16 protein-coding genes and 1 pseudogene are annotated in these 23,064 nt (G+C 64.8%); 15 read left to right on the top strand and 2 right to left on the bottom strand.

The features are described 5' to 3' along the window. Nucleotides 1-6: 6 nt before the first annotated feature. A complete protein-coding gene (locus ACV22V_RS25815; protein ID WP_448015895.1) occupies nucleotides 7-915 on the top strand; it encodes a LysR family transcriptional regulator in 909 nt (302 codons plus the stop codon). A gap of 248 nt (nucleotides 916-1,163) precedes the next feature. Continuing rightward, nucleotides 1,164-1,394: pseudogene (locus ACV22V_RS25810) on the top strand (DUF4148 domain-containing protein); the annotation flags it as partial. 1,074 nt (nucleotides 1,395-2,468) lie between these two features. Here the strand turns inward: ACV22V_RS25810 and ACV22V_RS25805 are convergent. Further along, nucleotides 2,469-3,239, bottom strand: coding sequence for a TetR/AcrR family transcriptional regulator (locus ACV22V_RS25805; RefSeq protein WP_448015944.1), 771 nt, complete (start codon nucleotides 3,237-3,239; stop codon nucleotides 2,469-2,471). A gap of 370 nt (nucleotides 3,240-3,609) precedes the next feature. Between ACV22V_RS25805 and ACV22V_RS25800 the strand changes: the two genes are divergently transcribed. The 7 genes from ACV22V_RS25800 to ACV22V_RS25770 all read left to right on the top strand — a co-directional run bounded on the left by ACV22V_RS25800 (nucleotide 3,610) and on the right by ACV22V_RS25770 (nucleotide 13,685). Next, nucleotides 3,610-4,776, top strand: a complete 1,167-nt coding sequence (locus ACV22V_RS25800) for an efflux RND transporter periplasmic adaptor subunit (RefSeq protein WP_448015894.1) — start codon at nucleotides 3,610-3,612, stop codon at nucleotides 4,774-4,776. Further along, entirely contained in the window at nucleotides 4,773-7,937 is a 3,165-nt protein-coding gene (locus ACV22V_RS25795) for an efflux RND transporter permease subunit (RefSeq protein WP_448015893.1), read from the top strand. Before ACV22V_RS25800 ends, ACV22V_RS25795 begins: the two co-directional genes overlap by 4 nt. Next, nucleotides 7,937-9,403 (top strand): efflux transporter outer membrane subunit, encoded by a 1,467-nt coding sequence (locus ACV22V_RS25790; protein ID WP_448015892.1) that lies wholly within the window; start codon nucleotides 7,937-7,939, stop codon nucleotides 9,401-9,403. Before ACV22V_RS25795 ends, ACV22V_RS25790 begins: the two co-directional genes overlap by 1 nt. A gap of 127 nt (nucleotides 9,404-9,530) precedes the next feature. Next, nucleotides 9,531-10,865, top strand: coding sequence for a paraquat-inducible protein A (locus tag ACV22V_RS25785; protein WP_448015891.1), 1,335 nt, complete (start codon nucleotides 9,531-9,533; stop codon nucleotides 10,863-10,865). A gap of 39 nt (nucleotides 10,866-10,904) precedes the next feature. Further along, a complete protein-coding gene (locus tag ACV22V_RS25780; protein WP_448015890.1) occupies nucleotides 10,905-12,500 on the top strand; it encodes a PqiB family protein in 1,596 nt (531 codons plus the stop codon). A 26-nt stretch (nucleotides 12,501-12,526) separates the two neighbouring features. Continuing rightward, nucleotides 12,527-13,132 (top strand): PqiC family protein, encoded by a 606-nt coding sequence (locus ACV22V_RS25775; protein ID WP_448015889.1) that lies wholly within the window; start codon nucleotides 12,527-12,529, stop codon nucleotides 13,130-13,132. 34 nt (nucleotides 13,133-13,166) lie between these two features. Further along, a complete protein-coding gene (locus ACV22V_RS25770) occupies nucleotides 13,167-13,685 on the top strand; it encodes a TetR/AcrR family transcriptional regulator (RefSeq protein ID WP_448015888.1) in 519 nt (172 codons plus the stop codon). Nucleotides 13,686-13,829: 144 nt separating this feature from the next. Here ACV22V_RS25770 and ACV22V_RS25765 read toward each other — a convergent pair whose 3' ends face one another. Continuing rightward, a complete protein-coding gene (locus ACV22V_RS25765) occupies nucleotides 13,830-14,579 on the bottom strand; it encodes a TetR/AcrR family transcriptional regulator (protein WP_448015887.1) in 750 nt (249 codons plus the stop codon). A gap of 136 nt (nucleotides 14,580-14,715) precedes the next feature. On the opposite strand from ACV22V_RS25765, the gene ACV22V_RS25760 reads away from it, so the two are divergent. The 6 genes from ACV22V_RS25760 (at nucleotide 14,716) to ACV22V_RS25735 (ending at nucleotide 23,055) form a co-directional block, all read left to right on the top strand. Further along, nucleotides 14,716-15,102, top strand: a complete 387-nt coding sequence (locus tag ACV22V_RS25760) for a hypothetical protein (RefSeq protein ID WP_448015886.1) — start codon at nucleotides 14,716-14,718, stop codon at nucleotides 15,100-15,102. 12 nt (nucleotides 15,103-15,114) lie between these two features. Next, nucleotides 15,115-16,185, top strand: coding sequence for a VOC family protein (locus ACV22V_RS25755; protein ID WP_448015885.1), 1,071 nt, complete (start codon nucleotides 15,115-15,117; stop codon nucleotides 16,183-16,185). 36 nt (nucleotides 16,186-16,221) lie between these two features. Beyond that, entirely contained in the window at nucleotides 16,222-17,178 is a 957-nt protein-coding gene (locus tag ACV22V_RS25750; protein ID WP_448015884.1) for a fumarylacetoacetate hydrolase family protein, read from the top strand. Next, nucleotides 17,175-19,169 carry an acyl-CoA synthetase gene (locus ACV22V_RS25745; protein WP_448015883.1) on the top strand — a complete coding sequence of 665 codons (1,995 nt, stop codon included), beginning with the start codon at nucleotides 17,175-17,177 and terminating at the stop codon, nucleotides 19,167-19,169. The genes ACV22V_RS25750 and ACV22V_RS25745 overlap by 4 nt, the downstream gene beginning before the upstream one ends. A 115-nt stretch (nucleotides 19,170-19,284) precedes the next feature. Next, nucleotides 19,285-20,022, top strand: a complete 738-nt coding sequence (locus ACV22V_RS25740) for an OmpW/AlkL family protein (protein ID WP_448015943.1) — start codon at nucleotides 19,285-19,287, stop codon at nucleotides 20,020-20,022. Nucleotides 20,023-20,076: 54 nt separating this feature from the next. Continuing rightward, nucleotides 20,077-23,055 (top strand): molybdopterin-dependent oxidoreductase, encoded by a 2,979-nt coding sequence (locus ACV22V_RS25735; RefSeq protein ID WP_448015882.1) that lies wholly within the window; start codon nucleotides 20,077-20,079, stop codon nucleotides 23,053-23,055. The last annotated feature ends 9 nt before the right edge of the window (nucleotides 23,056-23,064 follow it).

The following is a 23,064-nucleotide window of genomic DNA, read 5'->3' as shown; positions in this document are numbered from 1 at the left end:
ACAACCGTGAAGCTGTCATTCGAAGCCTTCGAGGCACTGGATGCGATCGACCGGAGCAGCACGTTCTCCGAGGCTGCCGCGATGCTGCATCGCGTCCCGTCGACGCTCAGCTATCTCGTGCAGAAGATCGAGAGCGATCTCGGCGTCACCCTGTTCGATCGCAGCGGCCGCCGCGCAAAGCTGACCCGCGCGGGACGAGTCGTCATCGAGGAAGGCCGCCGGCTACTCGTCGCGGCCGAGCAACTTGAGCGGAAAGCGCAGCGGATCCAGGATGGCTGGGAGACCGAGCTGCGCTTGTGCGTCGACGAAATTGTGCCACTGGCACGCTTCTGGCCATATCTGCGCGAATTCGACGCGCTCCGGATGGACACGCGGGTGTGTCTGTCGACCAACGTGCTTGGCGGCACCTGGGATGCGCTCGTGTCGCGACGCGCGGATCTCGTGGTCGGCGCAACGGGGGAGCCGCCCGCGCTGACGGACATCGTCGCGCGTCCGATCGGCACGATGCGTTATGTCTTCGCGCTCGCGCCGCATCACCCGCTCGCGAAGATGCCGGAACCGATCACGCTCCAAACCGTTACTCAGTATCGTTGCGCGGTGGTCAGCGGTCCCTCGCGCGAATCGCCCCTGCGCTCGTCCGCGTTCCATCCGTCTCAACCGTATCTCACTGTACCGAACCTCGAGACCAAGCTGGCGGCGCAATGCGAAGGACTTGCCGTCGGCACGCTTCCCGCAAGTATCGCCGCCCGCGCAATCGCGGAAGGCAGGCTCGTGACGCGTCGCGTGGCCGGAATGCGCGAAACGGTCGAGTGTTACCTCGCATGGCGCGACGACGAAGCCGGCCGCGCGATGCAATGGTGGCGAGACAAGTTCGACCACACTGATCTGCTCGAGCGATTCACCGCGCAGCCGTGACGGTGAGTACGCAGCTGCACGCGGTTTTCAGCACACGCTTCCCGCCGAGTCGTTTTTTATTGAATCAATCGAATATTTCGAATCGCCAATTCGATTTTTTCGAAATGACGTTTATAAATCCGAAATTACGGTTTTAAGCAATAATGTTTTACCAGCACTGGAGCGCTGCCTCGGCTACACTGTTCTTACCGGCAGCTGACAAGAAGATTGACAGCGCCGCGCATACTCAGTGTCCGAGGTTAATCATTATGGAATCCTTGCTTAAAGCTTTTGCCATTGGCGCGATGCTCGTCGTCCCGGTCGTATCGTTCGCGCAATCCGAACCGTCGACTATGACCCGTGCGGAGGTCCGGAAGGAACTCGTGCAACTCCAAAAGGCCGGCTACAAACCATCCATGGCCAGGAATACGCAGTACCCGGAAAACTTGCAAGCTGCCCAGGCGCGCGTGGCAGCCATGAACGCCCAGAACGCGGGCGCGGGCCGGCAGTAAGCGGCTCGTCGTAGTCGGGCGGGGTCGCCCCCCGCCGCCGGCTGCGCCATAGTCAGACTTTTCGGGCCGCCGGCTTGCCGCGCGGGCGCTGACATTTTCGCCATCGACCCATTCGTCAGCGTCCTGCGGCCGAATGCAAAGCGCCGTCCGGACAATCATCCGTACACACATCGATCGCACGTCGCGGGCTACACACCGACCGTGACGCAAAACGGCCACGCGCCCCTGTCGGGGTAATCGTCCGCTTCGTGCAAAATCTGGCGGTTTCGCCGCCAGGCCTTCTGTAGCAAGGCCTTGCGGTCGATTCTGGCTATCGTCGCTAGTCACGGCCGGGGTCTGCGGCAAGCTACCTGCCCGCGGTTTTCAATTGCGACCGTGACGGGAGGCAGCAGATGCCAGGCCAGGAATTTCGGTATGTGGGGCAAGATCGCTTACTCGCGTGACTGTCCGAGTTCGACGTCGAACGCTACGAGGCGCTGAACGACAGCGACGTAGCTGCGATCAACGAACGTTTCCGGCGCGATCGTCGCGGGTGCTGCCGTTCAACTGGTCTTTCTGTCGGCCAGCGGCCACACGCTGGATCACGTTGGCACGCGCTGTACAAAACCTCAGTTTGCCCCAACGGTCGACGTCGTTGAGTTGGGCAATGTGCTCGGGCGTGATTTCGAACATGGTGGGGAAAGAGTTTACGTGCCATCATTTTACGTTTTCGTAGCGACGCCGGATCCGCAGCGATCAGCCGCTTGTGCACCATAAGCGAGGGAAATCAGCGAGGAAACATCGTGTTCGTGAACAAATTCTGCAACCAGACGGTCGCCTGGATGGCGCCATCAATTTTCTGGCGAGCCTGAGCCGCGGATGCTCTGCTTTGATTACGGCGGGGACTGGGGAGCTACTGGTCGACCTGCTCACCGATGTACCGATTGGGTGGCAGGCTTGCCATCTTGGAGAAGCGTCGTGAGATCACCACAAAATGGAAGCGCATTACCGCGAACACGGCGGATGACATCACGCACTCCATGACGCACGCGCGAGCGGTATCGTGCGGAACGCGACAAACATCTATCGTTGCTGCGACGGCAAGGTTGAGCTTTCAGGCGAGGCGGATTCTCTTGTCTGATGGGCGAAGTCGCCGGGCGGCAATGGTCGGTTCGCCACGTCAAGTGCCTCGGCGCACGTCAGGCCGAACGTCTGCAATACCATCGCCGCGGCTCGCTCGGGGAACCTGCCCTCGTCCGCCACCGGCTTTCGCGCCGCGCCCGCAGCCGCGTCGGCCGCGTAGGACTCCGCCGCGATCACCGCCAGGATCGTTCCCATCGTCGCAAGCACGCTCATGAACGGATCGCCGACGACAAAGCGGCGTGCCGAGATTCCTCGCTCGCCGTCCCGCCGCAAACGCTGGCCCAGCCCCTGGCCAAGCGCGCGCGCCGAAAATCCTTCCCGCATCAGGAACCGCGCCCAGAGCCGCTCGCGGCGCGCGCGCATCAGCGTGTGACGCACGCAGACGGAAACGACCTCGGCAGGATCCGACAATCCACTCGTCAGACGCTCGAGCCCGTCCGCGAAATCGTCGAACACCCACTCCGTCAGCGCGGCGAAGATGCCGTCCTTCGATTCGAAGTGGTAGTAAAACGAGCCGAACCCCACATCCGCCGCCTCGGTGATCTCGCTGATCGCCACATTGTCCCTGCCCTTTTCCGCCATCAGGCTGAACGCCGCCTGCAGCAAGCGCATGCGCGTCTCCTGCTTGCGCCGGGCGCCGCGCGGCTGGCGATGTTCCGCTTCGCCCGCTGATGCGTTCGAGCAGCGGTGCCGGACCGGTGCGTCGTCCATGAGCGCGCCTCCCTTTTTCGAAAGATCTTTTTGCATGGCGCAATTCTAGATTTTTCTCTCATACTTGACAACATTATCAGTTATGAGTCTAATCTCGGAAATCGCAGAACCGGTTCCGGCCCAGACGCCGTCCGACCCTCGCTAGCGAGCGTTGGCGACGGGTATGGCCACGTCGGCGTAAGCGCGTCTATCGCCAGGCGGTGCCGCGTCATGTCGGCAAATGGAATGGTCTGCACCCAGAACATTGGAGTCCTGATTGATCGTCCGGCGTACCGCCGCGGAGACGCTCGCGTACGTCTGCATAAACCAGGGCGACCCGTCGTGGTCGCCGAACGCTTCTTAGTTGACCCTCACTTGTCTTGGAAACATCGTGAAATCACCCGGTCCTGACGCGCGGACATCAACGCGCCCGTTTCTGACACGCATCGCATCGCCGGTTCGGCGAGCCCCAATCGCGTTCGCGTGCTGTGCGATTCTCCTCACGGCCTGCCATTCGCACGAGGCCCCCGCGCCCGAACTGCAGCCGGTGGTCGCGCTGCCGGTTCATTCGGACGACGGCGCGGTGCAGCGTGCGCTACCCGCACAGGTTCAGGCGCGATATTCGACGCCGTTGTCGTTTCGGGTCGGCGGCAAGCTCGTCGAGCGGCGCGTGCGCATCGGCGACACCGTCAAGGCCGGCCAGACCCTTGCGATGCTCGATCCGGCGGATCTGCACCACACGCTGCTGAACGCACGCGCCCAGCTCGATGCCGCCGAGCATCGCGTTACCTATGCGAAGCAGCAGCTGGATCGCGACCGCGCCCAGGCTCAGGCCAACCTGATCGCACCCGCGCAACTCGAGACGACGCAGGACGCGTATGCGTCGGCGGTCGCGCAACGCGATTCCGCCCTTGCGCAAATGGCGCTCGCGGGCGATCACCTGCGCTACGCGACGCTGATTGCGGATCACGACGGCGTCATCACGTCGGAAGACGCGGATACCGGGCAGAACGTCGAACCCGGCCAGGCGGTGTTTCACCTGGACTGGAGCGGGGACCTCGACATCGTCTGTGACGTCTCTGAGCGCGACCTGCGCGATCTCGCGGTCGGCCGCACCGCACACGTCAGCCTGACGGCATTGCCGGGCAAGGTGCTGGACGCGCGCGTGCGCGAAGTCGCGGCGGCCGCCGATCCGCAAAGCCGCACCTGGCGCGTGAAGCTGACGCTGCTCGCACCGGGGCCGGACGTGCGCTCCGGGATGACCGCCAGCATCACGTTCGACGGCGCCGCCGACATCGCCGCCGACCACGCGATCACGCTGCCGGCCACCGCGCTCTTTCATCGCGGCGACGCGCCGGCCGTCTGGGTCGTCCGCAAGGGCAGCGACACGCTGGAGCTGCGGCCGGTGTCGGTCGGACGCTACGACGAACGCACGATCACCGTCACGTCGGGGCTCGCGGACAACGAACGCGTCGTGATGCAAGGCGTTCATACGGTCAGTACCGGCCAGCACGTCCGCGTCGTGCCGCCGCTGCATGCGGAGGACTTCGCGTCATGAATGCTCCAGAACACCGGCCGTCGACTGACGGCGCGCTCGGAACCGGCGCGGCATCGCACGACGACGGCCGTTTCAACCTCTCCGCATGGGCGCTGAAGCATCAGCAACTGGTGATCTTCCTCATCGGCCTCGCGACGATCTTCGGCGTGATCGGCTATACGCGCCTCGCACAATCGGAGGACCCGCCGTTCACGTTCCGCACCATGGTGATCCAGACCTACTGGCCCGGCGCCACGGCGCGCGAGGTGCAGGAACAGGTCACCGACCGGATCGGCCGCCAGCTTCAGGCCGCGCCGTACGTCGACAACATCAAGAGTTATTCGCGGCCCGGCGAGTCGATGATCTTCTTCGCGATGAAGGATTCGGCGCCGGTCGACCAGGTGCCGGAAACCTGGTACCAGGTGCGCAAGAAAGTCGGCGACATCCGTGCGACGCTGCCCAAGGGCGTCGTCGGCCCGTTCTTCAACGACGAATTCGGTGACGTCTACACCAACATCTATGCGCTCGAAGGCGACGGCTACTCGCCCGCGCAACTGCACGACTACGCGGACAAGCTGCGCACCGTGCTGCTGCGCGTGCCGGGCGTCGCGAAGGTCGACTACTTCGGCGATCCCGCCCAGCACGTGTTCGTCGAAATCTCGAATGCGCAGCTGACACGCCTCGCCATCACACCGCAGCAGCTCGCGCAGGCCATCGACGCGCAAAACACCGTCGCCCCGGTCGGCACGATCACGACGGCCGACGATCGCGTGTTCGTACGACCGAGCGGTGCATTCAAGGACACGCAGGCGCTCGCCGACATGCTCGTCACGGTGAACGGCCGGACCTTCCGGCTCGGCGACGTCGCAAAGGTCACGCGCGGTTACGACGATCCGCCCGTCACGCAGATGCGTACGAACGGTCACGCGGTGCTCGGCATCGGTGTGACGATGCAGAAAGGCGGTGACGTGATCGACCTCGGCAAGGCGCTCGATGCGAAGGCGGCCGAGTTGCAGGCCGGCTTGCCGGCCGGTCTGAAGCTGACCGCGGTGTCGAGCATGCCGCATGCGGTCAAGCATTCGGTGGACGACTTCGTCGAAGCGGTCGGCGAAGCCGTCGCGATCGTGCTCGTCGTCAGCCTCGTGTCGCTCGGCTTGCGCACCGGCATGGTCGTCGTCATCACGATTCCGATCGTGCTTGCCGTGACGGCGCTGTGCATGCACGCGTTCGGCATCGGCCTCGACAAGGTGTCGCTCGGCACGCTGGTCCTCGCGCTCGGGCTGCTCGTGGACGATGCGATCATCGCCGTCGAGATGATGGCGGTGAAACTCGAGCAGGGCTGGAGCCGTGCACGCGCCGCGGCATTCGCGTACACGAGCACGGCGTTCCCGATGCTCACGGGGACGCTCGTCACCGTGTCGGGCTTCCTGCCGATCGCACTCGCGAAATCGAGCACCGGCGAATACACGCGCTCGATCTTCGAGGTATCGGCGATCTCGCTGATCGTGTCCTGGTTCGCGGCCGTCGTGCTGGTGCCGCTGCTCGGCTACCACATGCTGCCCGAGCACGCGCATCGCGACGGTCACGCGCATGGCGACGAGGTGTACGACACGGGCTTCTACCGCCGGCTGTCCGGCTGGATCTCGGTCTGCATCGAGCGCCGCTGGGTGGTGCTCGGCGTCACCGCCGTGCTGTTCGCGATCGCGATGGCCGCGTTCACGCGCGTGCCGCAACAGTTCTTCCCGAATTCCGAGCGGCCCGAACTGCTCGTCGACATGCGCTTGCCGGAAGGCGCGTCGTTCGATGCGACGCTACGTGAAGCAAAGCGGCTCGAAAAGGTGCTCGACGGCCGGCCTGAAATCGGCCGTGTCGTCGACTTCGTCGGCACCGGTGCGCCGCGCTTCTATCTGCCGCTCGATCAACAGCTCCAGCAGCCGAACTTCGCGCAATTCGTGATCACGGCCAAGGATGTCGAGGCGCGCGAGCGGCTGTCGCACTGGCTCGAAACGACGCTCGCAAGCCGCTTCCCGACCGTGCGCACGCGCGTCGCGCGGCTCGAGAACGGGCCGCCCGTCGGCTTCCCGATCAAGTTCCGGGTGAGTGGCGACGACATCGCCACCGTCCGCGGCATCGCCGAAAAAGTGGCGGACAAGGTCCGCGCCGACGCCCGCACACGCAACGTGCAATTCGACTGGGACGAACCGGCCGAGCGGTCGGTCTCGTTCGAGATCGACCAGCTCAAGGCACGCCAGCTCGGCGTGACGTCGGAGGACGTGTCGGGTTTCCTTGCGATGACGCTGTCCGGCTACACCGTCACGCAGTATCGCGAGCGCGACAAGCTCATCGACGTCGATCTGCGCGCGCCGAGGAGCGAACGCATCGATCCGTCGAGGCTCGCCGGCCTGGCGATCCCGACGCCGCACGGTCCGGTGCCGCTCGGCACGATCGGCCATGTGCGCGACACGCTCGAATATGGCGTGATCTGGGAGCGCGACCGTCAGCCGACGGTCACCGTGCAAGCTGACGTGCGCGGCGAAGCGCCGAGCATCGGTGTGACGCGCGACCTCGACGCCGCGCTGGCGACGCTGCGCGCCACGCTGCCGGCCGGTTACCGGATCGAGGTCGGCGGCGCGGCAGAGGAAAGCATGAAGGGCCAGACGTCGATCAATGCGCAGATGCCGCTCATGATCGTCGCGGTGCTGACGCTGCTGATGATCCAGCTCAAGCGCTTCTCGCGCACCTTCATCGTCGTGCTGACGGCACCGCTCGGCCTGATCGGCGTCGTGGCCGCACTGCTGCTGTTCGGCAAGCCGTTCGGCTTCGTCGCGCTGCTCGGCGTGATCGCGATGTTCGGGATCATCATGCGCAACTCAGTGATCCTGATCGATCAGATCGACCAGGACATCGCAGCCGGGCAGCCACGCTTCGCCGCGATCGTGGGTGCGACCGTGCGCCGCTTCCGGCCGATCATGCTGACCGCCGCCGCCGCCGTGTTCGCGCTGATTCCGCTGTTGCGTTCCGGCTTCTTCGGCCCGATGGCCACCGCGCTGATGGGCGGCATCACGATCGCGACGGTGCTGACCATCTTCTTCCTGCCGGCGCTCTACGCGACCTGCTTCAAGGTGCGCGCCGACGAACGCGAGTCGCGCGCAATGGACGTCGCGTCCTCGGAGACATGCTGATGAAACTCTCTCGTATCACATCGGTGCTGGCCGCCAGCGCGGCGCTTGGCCTGGGCGGCTGTGCGATGGCCCCGGACAGTACGCCGCCCGCGATGCCGTCGCCGGCACACTACGGTGCGACGCCTCAGGCGCCGCGCACCGCCGAGGCGGCGGGCGTCGCGCAGCAATTCGACGTCGGCGCCGCGCCCGTCCCGCAATGGTGGCGCCTGTATCGCTCCAGCGTGCTCGACGCGCTGGTCGATGAAGGCTTGCGCGCGAACCCGACGCTGGCCGCGACGGAAAAGACGCTCGCCGCCGCGCAAGAGGAACTGCGCGCGCAGATCGGCGCGTCGACGCTGCCGTCGATCGACGCGAACGCGCAGGTAGCCCGCACGCGCACGCCGGACATCTCCGGCGCAGGCGCGCAAAGCCTGCGCTACAACGTATTCGTCGGACAACTGCAGGCGCATTACACCTTCGACCTGTTCGGCGCCACGCGATACGCGAACGAAGCGAGCGCCGCGCGCGTCGACGTGCGCGGTTGCGAGCTCGAAGCGGCAAGGCGTGCGCTGGCGGCCAACATCGTCGGCACCGCCATCCGCGCCGCGACGCTCGACCGCCAGATCCTGCTGACGGAGCGCCTCGTCGCAGTCGCCGAGGCATCCGCACTCGAAGACCAGCAGCGTTACGCGTTCGGGTCGGTATCCCACGTGCAGGCGCTGGCGTCGACGCAGGGCGCGGCGTCGCTTGCCGCGACGCTGCCGCCGCTGCGCCAGCAACGCGCGAGCGCGGTTCACGCGCTGGCGATCCTGCTGGGCCGCACGCCCGACGCGCCGCCACCGGTCCCGTCCTTCACCGGGCTGACGCTGCCGGAACATGTGCCCGTGGCGGTGCCGTCCGACCTGCTGAAGGCACGTCCGGACATCCGCGCGGCTGCGGCAGCCGTGAAGGCGGCATCGGCGGACGTCGGCGAGGCGACCGCCCAGTTGTTCCCAAGCCTGTCGCTCACCGCGACGATGGGGCGCGGCGGCTTCAGCTGGCCGGCGCTGTTGTCGGGGGCGGGCGGGCTGTGGGCCGTCGGCGCAGGGCTGTCGCAGCCGATCTTCCACGGCGGCGCATTGCTGGCGCACCGGCGGGCGTCGCGCGATGCGTACGACGCCGCAGTGCTGCAGTACAAGGCGGCGGTGCTGTCCGCATTCGGTGACGTCGCGGATTCGCTCGCCGCGCTGGACAACGACGCGCAAGCGCTGGCCGCGAACGAACTCGCGGCGCGCGCCGCAGGCGAGGCGTTCCAAGAAACGGCGCAACGCCGCACGCTGGGTGCCGTTCCGATGTCCGCGCAACGGTCGAGCGAGCAGACCTATTTGAACGCGGAGCTCGATGCGGTGCGTGCCGCGAGCCGCCGGATGACCGATACGGCGGCGCTGCTGCAGGCAATGGGCGAACTGCCGCCCGGCGCCGGCACGACGGTCGCGGCCCGGCAGTAGCCGCTGATTGCGTCCGCGGACCGGCCCGCGCCTTCGGGCCGCACCGGTCCGCAATCCCGAAGCCCGAAGCCCGGCGCACCGTGCATCGCGCGGTGCCGGCCTTCGTTACCCGCATGATTGATTCCCGATGAAATCCGACAACCTGGTCGCCTGCCACGAATGCGACCTGCTGCTTCAGCGTCCGCCGCGCCTGCGCGCACTGACGGCACACTGCCCGAGATGCCGCGCGCGCGTGAGCGGTGCGGCGCACGGCCGCCGCACCCTCGACCGGATGTGCGCGCTGACGGTTGCCGCGCTGGCGACGTGTTGCATCGCGCAGGCCTTCCCGATCGTCGCGCTCGATGCTGCCGGCATTGCGTCGCACGCGACGCTCGCCGACGCGGTTCGCGCGCTATGGTCGAACGATCAACGGCTGGTGGCTGCGCTCGTGTTCTGCACGACGATGCTGTTTCCGATACTCGAGCTGGCCGCATGGCTGTACCTGCTCGTGCCGTTGCGTGCGGGCCGCGTACCGCGCCAGTTCGCGCCGGTGCTGCGCGGCATTCACCGATTGCGGCCGTGGAGCATGGTCGAGGTGCTGATGCTCGGCGTGCTGATCACGATCGTCAAACTGATGAGCCTCGCACACGTACTTGCCGGGCCTGCGCTATTCGCGTTCGCCGGGCTTACCGTGATGCTCTGCGTGCTATCGACGATCGAACCGGCCCGACTGTGGGAAGCGCACGACGAACTCGCCGCTCTGCAGCCGGGCGACGCCGACCATACGAAGCCGCCCCGCCCCGACGTGACGCGGCATGCGTCGCCCCGGACAACCGAAAGCAGCGGATCGGCGGGCATGACGGCGCGCACCGCGGGATTGATCGCCTGTCACCACTGCGCGCGCGTGCAGCCGGTCCACGCGTGCGGCCAGCGCTGCACGCGCTGCGGTTCGCCGCTGCACGCACGCCGCCCGCGCAGTGCCGCCCGCACCGGCGCGCTCGTCGCCGCCGCCGCCCTGCTTTACATCCCGGCGAACCTGTTGCCGGTCATGCACGCGACCTCGCTCGGCCGAGCCGAGGACGACACGATCCTTGGCGGCGTCGCGTACTTCTGGACGTCCGGCGACTGGCTGCTCGCCGCGATCGTGTTCATCGCGAGTGTGCTCGTGCCGATGCTCAAGCTCGCGATCCTCGCATTTCAGGCGGTCGCCGCCCATCGCGGCGTGCAATGGCGGCCGCTCGAACGAGCGCGGCTGCATCGCCTGGTCGAGCGCGTGGGCCGCTGGTCGATGCTCGACGTATTCGTCGTCGCGCTCACGATCGCACTCGTGCATTTCGGCTCGTTCGCCGACATCACACCCGGCCCCGGCGCGCTCGCGTTCGGCGCCGTGGTCGTGCTGACCATGTGTGCGTCGATGCAGTTCGATCCGCGGCTCATCTGGGACGGTGCGCCGCGCGCGGCCGCCGCCCACCCCCAACCCTGAACCGGCTCAAGCGCCCGCTTTCTCGCGAATTCCAACACGATGTTTCCGTTCGATTTTCCTCCTCCTGAGATCCGGCCGCGCAGCCGCTGGATTCCGTCTCTCGTCTGGATCGTGCCGCTCGTGTGCGCGCTGATCGGGCTGTCGCTCGTGATCCGGACCGTTGCCGCGACCGGCCCGACGATCACGGTCATGTTCGCCAACGCCGAAGGCCTCGAAGCCGGCAAGACCAAGGTCCGCTACAAGGACGTCGATATCGGCTCCGTACAGACCATTACGCTCACGCCCGACTTCAAGCGCGTGATCGTCAGCATTCAACTGACGCGCGATGCCGCACGCTTCGCGAACCGCGACACGCGCTTCTGGGTCGTCCGACCGCGCGTCGGTGCCACCGGCATTTCCGGCCTCGGCACGCTGCTGTCCGGCGCATTCATCGGCGCGGATCTCGGCCGCTCGCCGCAGAAGCAGACAGAGTTCACCGGCCTCGAGACGCCGCCTGCCGTCACCGCGGACCAGCAGGGCCGACGCTACGTGCTGCACGGCGACTCGCTGGGCTCGATCGACATTGGCTCACCGGTGTTCTATCGGCATCTGCAGGTCGGTCAGGTCGTCGGCTTCTCGCTCGACAAGGACGGTACCGGCGTCGACGTGCAGGCGTTCGTGAAGGCGCCCTACGACAAGTACGTCGGCGTCAATACGCGCTGGTGGCACGCAAGCGGCGTGGATCTGCGGCTCGATTCGAGCGGCCTGAAACTCAACACGCAGTCGCTGGCGACGGTGATCGTCGGCGGTCTCGCGTTTCAGTCTCCGCCTGGACAAGCGGACGCGCCGCAGGCCGCCGACAATGCACCGTTCCGGCTCGCCCCGGACGAAGCCGACGCGATGCGCGACCCCGACGGCACGCCGCTGATGGTCGTCATGCGCTTCGACCAGTCGCTGCGCGGGCTGTCGGTCGGCGCGCCGGTCGATCTGCGGGGCATCGTGCTCGGTCAGGTTACGAACATCGGCATCGAGTACAACGAACACTCACGCAACTTCAGCATGAAGGTCACGATGGCGCTGTATCCGTCGCGCCTGAGCCGGCACAGCGATACGGCGCTTCCCGCGCCCGATACGGCCGGCGGCCACGAACTGATCGAGCACCTCGTGGTCCAGGGGCTGCGCGGGCAGTTACGCACGGGCAGCCTGCTGACCGGTCAGCTCTACGTAGCGCTCGACATGTTCCCGAAGGCGCCGCGCGCGACCGTTGACGCGCGCCGTACGCCGGTCGAGCTACCGACCGTGCCCAATACGCTCGACGAACTGCAGGTGCAGATCGCCGACATCGCGCGCAAGCTCGATCAGGTTCCGTTCGACCGGATCGGCAACAATCTGAACGGCGCGCTGGCGCATGCGAACCAGTTGTTCGGCCACCTCGACGAGCAGGTCGTGCCGCAGGCGCGTGACACGCTCGCCGCCGCGCAACGCACATTCAACGCGGCGGATTCGACTTTGCGGCAGGATTCGCCGATGCAGTCGGACGTGCATGAGGCGATGCAGTCGCTCACGCATACGCTGCAGTCGTTGAACGCGCTCGCGGACTATCTGGAACGTCATCCCGAATCGCTGCTGTTCGGTAACAAGGGGGACCATCAATGAAAGCGCGCTCTTTTGATCGGCTTCGCATGTCGGCGCGCATCGCGACGTGCGTCGCACTCGCGGCGCTGAGTTCGTGCGGTTCGCCGCCGGTGCATTTCCATACCCTCGCGGTGGCAGACGATGCGGGTGTCGAGGCCACCGCCGCACATCCCGCATGGCTGATCGACATTCAGGCCGTGCACGTCGCGGCGCCGGCGGACGGCAACCGGCTCGTCGTGCAGCGCGGCCCCCAGCGGGCCGACATCCTGGAGCAGGAGCGCTGGGGCGCGCCGCTCGGCGACGAGATACGCGGCGGACTGTCGACACGCATCGCGTCCGCGCTCGGCACGATCGATGTTCACCGCGTCGCCCACCCGGACGGCACGCCCGTCTACCGGGTCGCGGTGGACATGCAGCATGTCGAGTCGTGGCCGGCGTCGCACGTGTTGCTCGATGCGACCTGGAGCGTGAATTCCGCGGCCGGACAGCCGGCGCTGACGTGCCGCAGCATCGTTCGGGCCGATACGTCGGCGGGCTACGATGCACTCGTCGATGCGTATCGCCGCGCGCTCGATTCGCTCGCGCTCCGGATCGCCGCGGGGATCCGTGCGGAAGTCTTGCACGTTGCGCCGCCTGCCGGATGCCGCACGTGAACACTCGAATTTCCGTCAACATGGACAACGCAGGATGAAACGCACGCGCCTCACTCGCGAGCAACGCAGGCTCGACACCCGCGAACGGCTCATCGCCACCGCTCGCGCACTGTTCATCGCGAAAGGCTTTGCCGATACGAGTGTCGAACATATCGCAGAGGGCGCCGGCTACACGCGCGGCACGTTCTATGCTCACTTCGAACACAAGCGCGAACCGCTGATCGAGATCCTTCGCCGTGACCATGATCGAATGATCAAGAGGCTTCGGCTGGCGGCGCCGGAAGGCGATGGTTACTGCACCGTCACCGCCGCCGCGGATATCGCCGCCGGCTGGGAATGTTTCCCGCTGTGGGTCGAGGTGTATCTGTACGCCCTGCGCGATGCCGGATTCCGGCAGATCATGGACAGCATGCACGCCGAACGGGTCGCGCCACCGAACGCGGCAAGCGGCGCGGCGGGCCCCTCCGACCGCATGTCATCGTCGGACGAACTGGCGGCGGTGCTCGGCGTCACGCTGTTGCGTACAGGCGCCCGGCGCCACGAGCCGACGTAGTGCGCCGCGATGCGCATGCCCTGCTGCCCGTCTTTGACGCGCGCCGGCTGGGCGGTGCCCGACTGGCTAACCGACCCGGTCAACTGATGGGTACCGCACGAGCACTCGGGGTGGCGTGGGCACCGCCTGCGCCACCCCGTTGCGTCACTGTGCAGTTTCGGCCGCTTCCACGATCGGCAGCGGCCGGCTTGCGATCTTCTCGGCTTCTGCACGCTTGAGCCCCAGCGTATGCAGGAGCATCGCAGCCGTGCGCTCCGGGAAATGCTCTCCGCTGAAGCCGAGTTCCTTGAGGACACCGGCCGCCGGCGCGCCGGGAGCGACGAAATTAAGCTCGGCGGCAATCGCGGTCAGCACCGTACCGCCAACCGAAAGGAAGCCGATGAATGGGTCGGCGACCACGAAGCGCTTCTCGGCGATACCGCGCTCCATGTCCCGCAGCAGGCGTTGACCCAGGCCAAGCGTCAGGACGCGCGCCGAAAAGCCCTCGCGTATCAGGAAGTGTCCCCATACCGGCTCACGCCGCGCGCGTATCAGCGTATGTCGCACCGAGACGGAAATGATTTCCGCCGGGTCGGACAAGCCGCTGGCCAGGCGATCGAGCGAATCCGCGAACTCCTCGAATACCGATTCCACGAGGGTCGCGTAGATCGCCTCCTTCGATTCGAAGTGGTTGTAGAACGAGCCAAAGCCGACGTCGGCGGCCTCGGTGATTTCATTGATGGCGACGCCTTCCATGCCCTTCTCCGCCATCAGTCTGAGCGCGGCGTCCAGCAGGCGGGCGCGGGTCTCCCGCTTGCGGCGCGCGCCACGTGGCTCACGCTCTTCGGCGACCGCTGGACTGGATGTTTCCGGAGCGGAGCGCTTTGAAGTCCGGCGACTCGGTGTATTCGTCATGACGTTTCCGATGCTTGTTCGTGCCCAAGTATAGATTCAAATGTCTACATTGACAAAATTATCATCTATGACTTTAATGTCACAAAAGGTGGCTGACAAACCCTCACGAACCGATCGAACGACGAATGGAGATACGGTGGAGACACAACTGCACACGGGCGCCCGCGCGTCCATTGACAACAACTCGCGCGCCTCAACGGAGCATGCGCTGCCGTTGGCGCTCGACATACTGATCGCAGGATTCGAGGCAGTCGGCGCCGCAGTGGCCAATCGGCAGCCCCGTCACGACGTCGACGTCTCGATCGTCGCCCCACGCGCGGTCGCACGCGGCGACGAAGCGCTGCGGACTCCCGGCATCTGCGACGAGGCGCCCCGCCTCCATGCGAAATCGACGATCGACTTCGCCATATTCACGGGCCGGCCAGTCACGCCGTGCCGCGATTCAGTTGCATGCCTGCCGTCGCGCGGCAGGCCCCTCGGTGCGACGGCGTGTGCCTTCGCGAGCGTCATTCGATCTGCCTGATTGTCATCCGCCATGAAACTGACCACGACACAACCGGCTCGCCACCCTCATCCGACAACGAAGGCATCGGCGCTCGCCTATTTGATCTTCGATCGCCCCGATCTCGGCGAGGCAGAGCATTTTCTCAATGACTTCGGTCTCCGAACGGTTCTGCGGGACGACACGCAATTGCTGCTGCGCGGAACGGGCGACGCACACTTCTGTTATGTCGTTCGCCACGCGCCGAAAGCCCGCTTCGTAGGCTTCGGATTGCGGGTCGACAGTCGTGCCGACCTGGAGGCGCTCGCCAAAGTCCCTGGCGCGTCGGAGATCGAGGCGTCGGATTGGCCAGGCGGCGGCCTTCGGGTGCGGCTCGCCGATCCGTCGGGTTTTCGGGTCGATGCGATTGCTGGCCAGACACGGGCAGACACGTTGCCGCATCGTGCTCCGCTCCCATTCAACTCGGTCGACGCGCCCGTCCGGATCAACGAGACGCAGCGGCCACCCGCAAACGCACCCGAGATCATTTGTCTTGGGCACGTCGTACTCGAGCTGGCCGACTTCCAGGAAACCTGCGCGTGGTACACGCGACATTTCGGGTTCATCCCCAGCGACGTCCAGGTGCTGCCGGACGGCTCCCCTGCCGTTGCGTTCATGCGGCTCGACCTCGGCGACAGGCCGGCCGATCACCATACGCTCGCGCTCGCCCAAGGGTTCGTGCCGACTTATAGCCATAGCGCGTACGAACTGGTCGACGCCGATGCCGTCGGCATGGGCCAGCGCGTGCTTCGCGACAACGGGTGGGCGCACGCGTGGGGTATCGGCCGGCACATTCTCGGCAGCCAGATCTTCGACTATTGGCAAGACCCATGGGGCGACAAGCACGAACACTATTGCGACGGCGACCTTTTCACGGCCGACGAGCCGACGGGCGTGCATGCGGTCAGCCGCGAAGCGATGGCGCAGTGGGGCCCGACGATGCCGCGCAGCTTCACGAAGCCCCGGTTCACGCCGTCGAGCCTCGCGGCGCTGTTTCGCAACCTGCGCCGCAGTCCCGATCTGACGATCCGCAAGCTGCTGACCCTGGCGAAGCTGTTCGCCTGACCCCATCCGCCTGTTCGACTCACGAGAGACACATTCATGTCACTGCTTGTCCTGCACTTCCGGCATAACGGCCGCGCCCAATGGGGTGTGGTCGCCAACGGCGCCATCACGCCGATTCCCGGCGACTTCGAAACGACCGCGAGCTTTCTCGCGGCGAATCCGGTCGAGCGACTCATCACGCTCGACGGATCGCCTATTCCCGAGTCGAACGTGGAGTGGCTGCCGCCGGTGACCGCCAACCAGCAATTCGTTTGCCAGGGCGCGAACTATCGTCGGCACATGATCGAATCGGGCATGGATCCGGACGCGAAAAAATTCAACATGATCTTCACGAAGGCGACGAGTTGCATCGTCGCTGCCGATTCACGGGTCGTGAAACCGCGGCACGTCCGGTTTCTCGACTACGAAATCGAGCTCGGCCTCATCCTCAAACGCGACATCACATCTCACCAGCAGATCACGGACGCGAACCTCCACGACTATGTCGCCGGCACCGTGATCGTCAACGACTATTCCGCGCGCGATGTCCAGATCCCGCAAATGCAGTTCTACAAGGGCAAGAGCTTCCGGACGTTTGGCCCGGTCGGCCCCTATCTGTGCCTGCTCGAACGGCGTGACTTCCCGAAGCTGAAGGCGCTCGACCTGACGCTGACCGTCAACGGCGCGGTGCGTCAGCAGGACTCGACATCGAACCTCGTCTATGGCCCGGCGGAAACGTTGACCGAGTTGTCGGGCGTGCACGATCTTCACGCCGGCGACCTGCTCGCGACCGGCACGCCGGCTGGCTGCGCACTCAGCATCCCATCGCCGCTCAAGCAGCGCGCTGTCGCGCTTTTCCCCGAATCCGTCAAGTGGAAGATGTTCATGAAGGTGCAGGCAGGACGCGCGCAGTATCTGAAAGCCGGAGATATCGTCGAAGCCCGGATCGCGAGCCGCGACGGAACGATCGATCTGGGCGTACAACGTAACGAAATCGTGGACGAAGCAGCATGAACGGCATCGCGACCCGGGACGACGTACTGGCGATCGAAGCGCAGGGCCTTCCGCGCGACCTTCCGACCAGCACGTACGAGATGATCTGCGCCGGTGCGGCCATCGATCCGTCCGCCCCTGCCCTCTCTTTTTTCATGACTGCCGACGCGCACCGCGACGCGGAGTGCTGGACCTATCGCGAGCTGGTGCGTGACATCACGCGCACGGCCAACATGTTCGCGCGCATCGGCGTGAATTCGCAGTCGGTGATCGCCTATTTGTTGCCCAATCTGCCCGAAACGCATTTCGTGATCTGGGGCGGACAGGCGACCGGCATCGTATGCGCGATCAATCCGCTGCTTGAACGCGAAGCGATTGCCAATCTGCTCAAAGCGGCCGGTGCCAGCGTGCTCGTCACGCTCGCGCCGTTTCCCGGGATCGATCTCTGGAAAAAAGTCGCGGATATTCTTCAGGATGTCGAACCGCTGCGGCATCTCGTGCTGGTCAATCTGGCCGATCGCGTGCGGGGCACGGCGCAGTCGGCGGTACGCACGCTCCAGCATGACGCATGTATGCAACTTTACGGCGATGGCGGTTTGCGCAGCGCCGTGCCTGCACACATCCAGATCCACGACTTCGGTACGGCAATCGCGCGGGAATCCAGTGCAGCGCTCGACAATGCGCGCCGCATTCAACCTGGCGACATGTCCTCTTACTTCTGTACCGGTGGAACCACCGGGTTGCCGAAAATCGCGATGCGCAGTCACGGCAACGAAGTGGCGAACGCGTGGAGCGCCGCGCGGTTCTTCGGCGACAGTATCGGCCCCGGCAAAACGACTTTCTGCGGCTTGCCGCTCTTTCACGTCAATGCTGCGATGGTGACCGGCCTGCTGCCTTTCTCGCGCGGCGCCCATGTCGTGCTCGGCACACCGCAGGGTTACCGGGGCGACGGCGTCGTCAAACGTTTCTGGGAAATCGTCGAACATCATCACATCAATTTCTTCAGCGGCGTCCCGACACTTTATGCTTCGCTGCTCGACATTCCTGTCGACGATCATGTTATCGACTCGCTCGAATACGGCCTGTGCGGTGCCGCGCCGATGCCGGTCGGCGTCTTCAGGGCCTTCCAGGAAAAGACGGGCATCCGGATTCTCGAAGGCTACGGCCTGACCGAAGGAACGTGCGTGAGCAGCGTCAACCCGACGACCGGCGAGCGCCGGCTGGGATCGATCGGGCTGCGCATTCCCTTCCAGGCGATGAAAGCTGTCGTCGTGGACGACGCAGGACGGTATCTGCGCGACTGCGCGGCCAACGAAGAGGGGCTGCTGGTCATCTCCGGGCCGAACGTCTTCACGGGCTACACACATCCCGACCAGAACAAGGCCCTCTGGCTTGATCTCGGCGATGGCAAGCGCTGGCTCAACACCGGCGACCTCGGCCGTTGCGACTTCGACGGGTACTTTTGGCTGACCGGCCGCAAGAAGGATTTGATCATCCGCGGCGGACACAATATCGACCCGGCGACGATCGAGGAGCCGCTGCATCGACACCCGGCGGTCCAGATCGCCGCGGCAATCGGGCGCCCCGATGCGTATGCCGGTGAATTGCCGGTCGCCTACGTTCAACTCAAGCCGGGCATGACCGCTACCGAGCACGATCTGGAGGTGTTCATGCAGCGGGAGATCGCTGAACGCGCCGCCCTGCCCAAGCATGTCCGAATCGTCGAATCGATCCCGCTCACAGGCGTTGGCAAGATATTCAAGCCGGAACTCAAGCGCCGCGAGACGGGTGACGCGATACGCGCCGCATTGGACCAAGGCGGAGCCCCGGGCGCATCGGTCGACGTCACGACCAACGAGTCCGGCGGAATGTCGGTCTCGGTCGAGCTGAACGATCCGGCGCACGAGGCCCCGGCACGCTTTGTACTGGGCCGATTTCCGTTTGCGTTCTCGATTTCGATCGCCGCGCGGCCGATACGGTCGGCTGGATCGAAGGCGACAGATCTGCGGTGACGCAGGAGCGCCACTAGCCGCGATAACACGAATTCATAAAGCGGCTTGTCATTATCAATCAGTTATCCAAATTAGTTTTTATTCATGAATCGGATCGAGACAGAGGAGACACATGATGAATTTCAGGCGAATGACGAATTTCGCAGGCGTGGCGGCTTTTGTCTGCACAACTGCACTTGTCGACAATGCGGATGCACAGACGGTCGGAAGCATCACCACATCGGTTGGATGGCTACACATATCGCCACAGGGCAACGCAACCCCGCTGACGGTGGAAAGTGTCGGTGGTGTAACGGTGAATCAGCAAATGGCGGGTACCGGGGCGCATGCCAGCTCGACGGATACGATGGGAATCACCACCGAGTACTACGTCACCGACAACATTGGTGTCGCCATGCTGTTTGGACTGCCACTGACAGTCAATCTGGTCGGTGACGGGACGTTGCAGAAATACGGAACCCTCGGCACGACAAGGCCGATGCCGCCCGCCATCGAACTTCGATATCACCTGTTTTCAGCTGAATCGAAATTCCGTCCGTACGTAGGACTTGGTGTCAACTACACGTGGTTCACCCAGGTTCGGGCGACCAATCGCCAGTTCGTCTCCGACAGCTTCGGGCCGGGCGGCTCAGCGCGCGCGACACTCAGTTCATCGTGGAACCCGGTGTTCGAGCTCGGGGCGAGTTACGCGATGACCAAACACTGGTCGGTCGGTGCTTCCGTCGGCTACATGCCGGTGAAGACCCACCTCACGTTATACGGACAGACCGCGACCGGGACGCAGATCGTTTCCACATCGACGCTCCGACTCAATCCCGTCAACGTGTTCCTGAACGTCGCTTATACGTTCTAGCGCGTGCGACCCGATGCCAGCCCCTTGCATGGAAGCAACACTTTGGATCGAACGATGAAACGACAGGCTCTCAAGACCATTCTTTTTGCATTGCCCAAGGTTCTGGACCTGACGGCGCGCCGCTTCCCCGCCTATCGCGATCGCCTCAAGGAGCGCAATCTCGTCGCGTGGATCGGGCTCATGGATCAAAGCATCGGTCGCGCCATCGAGTTCAGGAATGGCCGCATTCGGTCGCGCGCCGGCAAGCATGCGCGGCCCGATGTACGCATGGCCTTCAAGGACGTCGCCACCGCCCTGAAGTTCCTTTCCCCGAACCCGGACCAGGGCGAGATCGTCCACGCCGCCAAGAATTTCAAGGTGGTCACCGAGGGCGAGGACGAACTGCTGGTGTGGCTCATGCAAACCCTGAGCATGATGCGCACCGTCGGCCTGCCAATGGGCACGCCCATGCGCGACGGCACGCGGCGCTACACCACCTGTACCAATGGCGGGCCCCTGTTCGTCTATGTCAAGGATGGCCGCATCGTCCGCGTGACCCCCATCGAGCTGGACGATACGGACGCGTCAAGCTGGGTGATCGAGGCACGTGGACGACGCTTCAGCCCGCCACGGCGTGGTTTGGTCGCACCCCACGCGTTGACCCTCAAGTCGCTCGTCTACTCGGACAAGCGCATCCTTCACCCGATGAAACGCGTCGACTTCGACCCTGACGGCGAGCGCAATCCGCAGAACCGCGGCAAGTCCGGCTATGTGCGCATCAGCTGGGACGAGACCCTGGACATCGTCGCCAAGGAAATCAACCGGCAGAAACGTGTTCACGGTCCCGGCTCCATCACGTTCCCGATGTCGTCCCACCATCAGTGGGGTAACGTCGGCTACTACCTCAGCGCGCTGACGCGCTTCGCCAACCTGATCGGCTTCACCCGGGTCGCCGCGAATCCGGACAGTTGGGAAGGCTGGTACTGGGGCGCCATGCATCATTTCGGCAACTCGATGCGCGTCGGCGTGCCCTCCGGCTATGGCGGCCTCGAGGATGGTCTCAAGGAGGCCGAAATGATCGTCTTCTGGTCCTGCGACCCCGAAAGTACCAACGGGGCCTATGCCGGATTCGAAGGAACGCCGCGCCGCCTGTGGGCCAAGGAGCTCGGCATCGAGTTCGTTCACATCGACCCGCACTGCAATCCGACCGCCCAGCTGCTGGGCGGCCGCTGGATCCCGATCCGGCCGCAAACCGATGCCGCCCTGGCTACCGCCATCATGTACGTCTGGACCGTGGAGGGCCTGTACGACAAGGATTACGTCGCGACGCGCACGACCGGCTTCGACGATTGGAAAGCCTATCTTCTGGGCGAGACCGACGGTACCCCGAAGACTCCCGAGTGGCAGGAGAGCGAGACCGGCGTGCCGGCCAAGGACGTTCGTGCGCTTGCGCGCCTGTGGGGCAAGAAGAAGGTGCATCTCGCCGTCGGAATGACCGGCGCGGGATTCGGTGGCGCCGGCCGCGGGGCGACCGGGGCGCAATGGGCGCGCTGCATGATCATGATGATGTCCATGCAGGGCTGGGGCAAGCCGGGAGTGAATTTCGGCTGCCTGGAAATCGGTGTTCCGCACGACCTCCAGTTCTACTTCCCCGGCTACGCGGACGGCGGAATTTCAGGCGATCTGGCGTGGACCGCTAATGCGGTGGACAACTACCAGCGCATGCCACACATCCTGACCATGAATCCCGTCAAGCAGATGGTGCCGCGACAGCAGATGCCCGATGCGATTCTCAACGGTCACGCCACCGGTTATCTCTGGGACGGCATGTCCCAGGAAGCCCAGTTCGCGCCATTCACCTACCCGATGCCCGGTTATTCGCCGATACACATGATCTATCGCTACGGCGGATCCGCGTTCAGTACCGTGACGAATGCCGGACGCTGGACGGAGGCCTACCGGCACTCGAGCATCGAGTTCGTCGTCAATCAGTCCATCTGGATGGAAGGCGAAGCCCAGTTCGCGGACATCATCCTGCCCGCGTGCACGTCGCTTGAGCGCTGGGACATCGGGGAATGGGCGAATTCGGGTGGCTACGCCCTCCACGGGTATGGGACGGTCAACCATCGCATGCTGACGCTGCAGCACAAATGCATCGAGCCCTTGGGCGAGTCCCGCTCCGACTACGACATTTTCACCGCGATCCTGACTCGACTGGGTCTGGGTGGCATTTTCACCGAAGGGTGTGGCGATCTCGACTGGGTCAAGCGCGTCTTCGATTCGTCGGATTTGCCCGATCACATTTCGTGGCGCGCATTTTGCCGCAAGGGCTACTTCGTCGTGCCGCCCGAAAAGCCCGAGCTGCGCCATCCCGTCGACATGCGTTGGTTTGCGGAAGGCAGGAAGAAGGACCTGCCGGAACCTCATCCGCTGCCGTCACAGTTCTCGGAACGGTTCGGCAAGGGCCTGCAGACGCCGAGCGGCAAACTGGAGTTCGTGCCCGAGTTGCTGAAGCGACACACTGCGGACAATCCGGAGCGACCACCGCTCAACCGATATATCCCCTCCTGGGAGGGGCTACGCTCGGACCTGGCCCGGCGTTACCCGCTTCAATTGATCGCCACCCACAGCCGCTACAGCTTTCATACCTATTGTGACGGAAAGAATTCCGCCGTTAATGGCATCGAGGATCATCGCGCGCTGATCGCGGGACACCGATTCTGGCTCCTGAGACTCAATCCGGCTGACGCCGCTGTTCGACGCATTGCCCATCGCGATCTCGTCAAAGTACACAACGACCGCGGTGCTGTGATCTGTGCGGCCGATGTCTCGCCCTTGGTGAACGCCGGAGTGGTGAAATCGTACGAGGCGAGCGCTGAATTTCAGCTGATCGAAATCGATGGCGAGCAAGTCGAGATCGGCGGTTGCATGAACATGCTTACTCCCGACCGGCCGCAGACCTCCGGCACCAGCAGCATGAGCCCGAATTCCTGCCTGGTGCAGGTGGAGAAATGGCGCGGTGCCGAGGCTTTCATGCTCGGTCGCGCAGCGTGAGGAATTTCA

The organism is Burkholderia sp. AW33-5 (genome assembly GCF_053427615.1).
The sequence above is the reverse complement of the archived record's forward strand: the minus strand, read 5'-3'. Positions and strand labels throughout refer to the sequence as shown.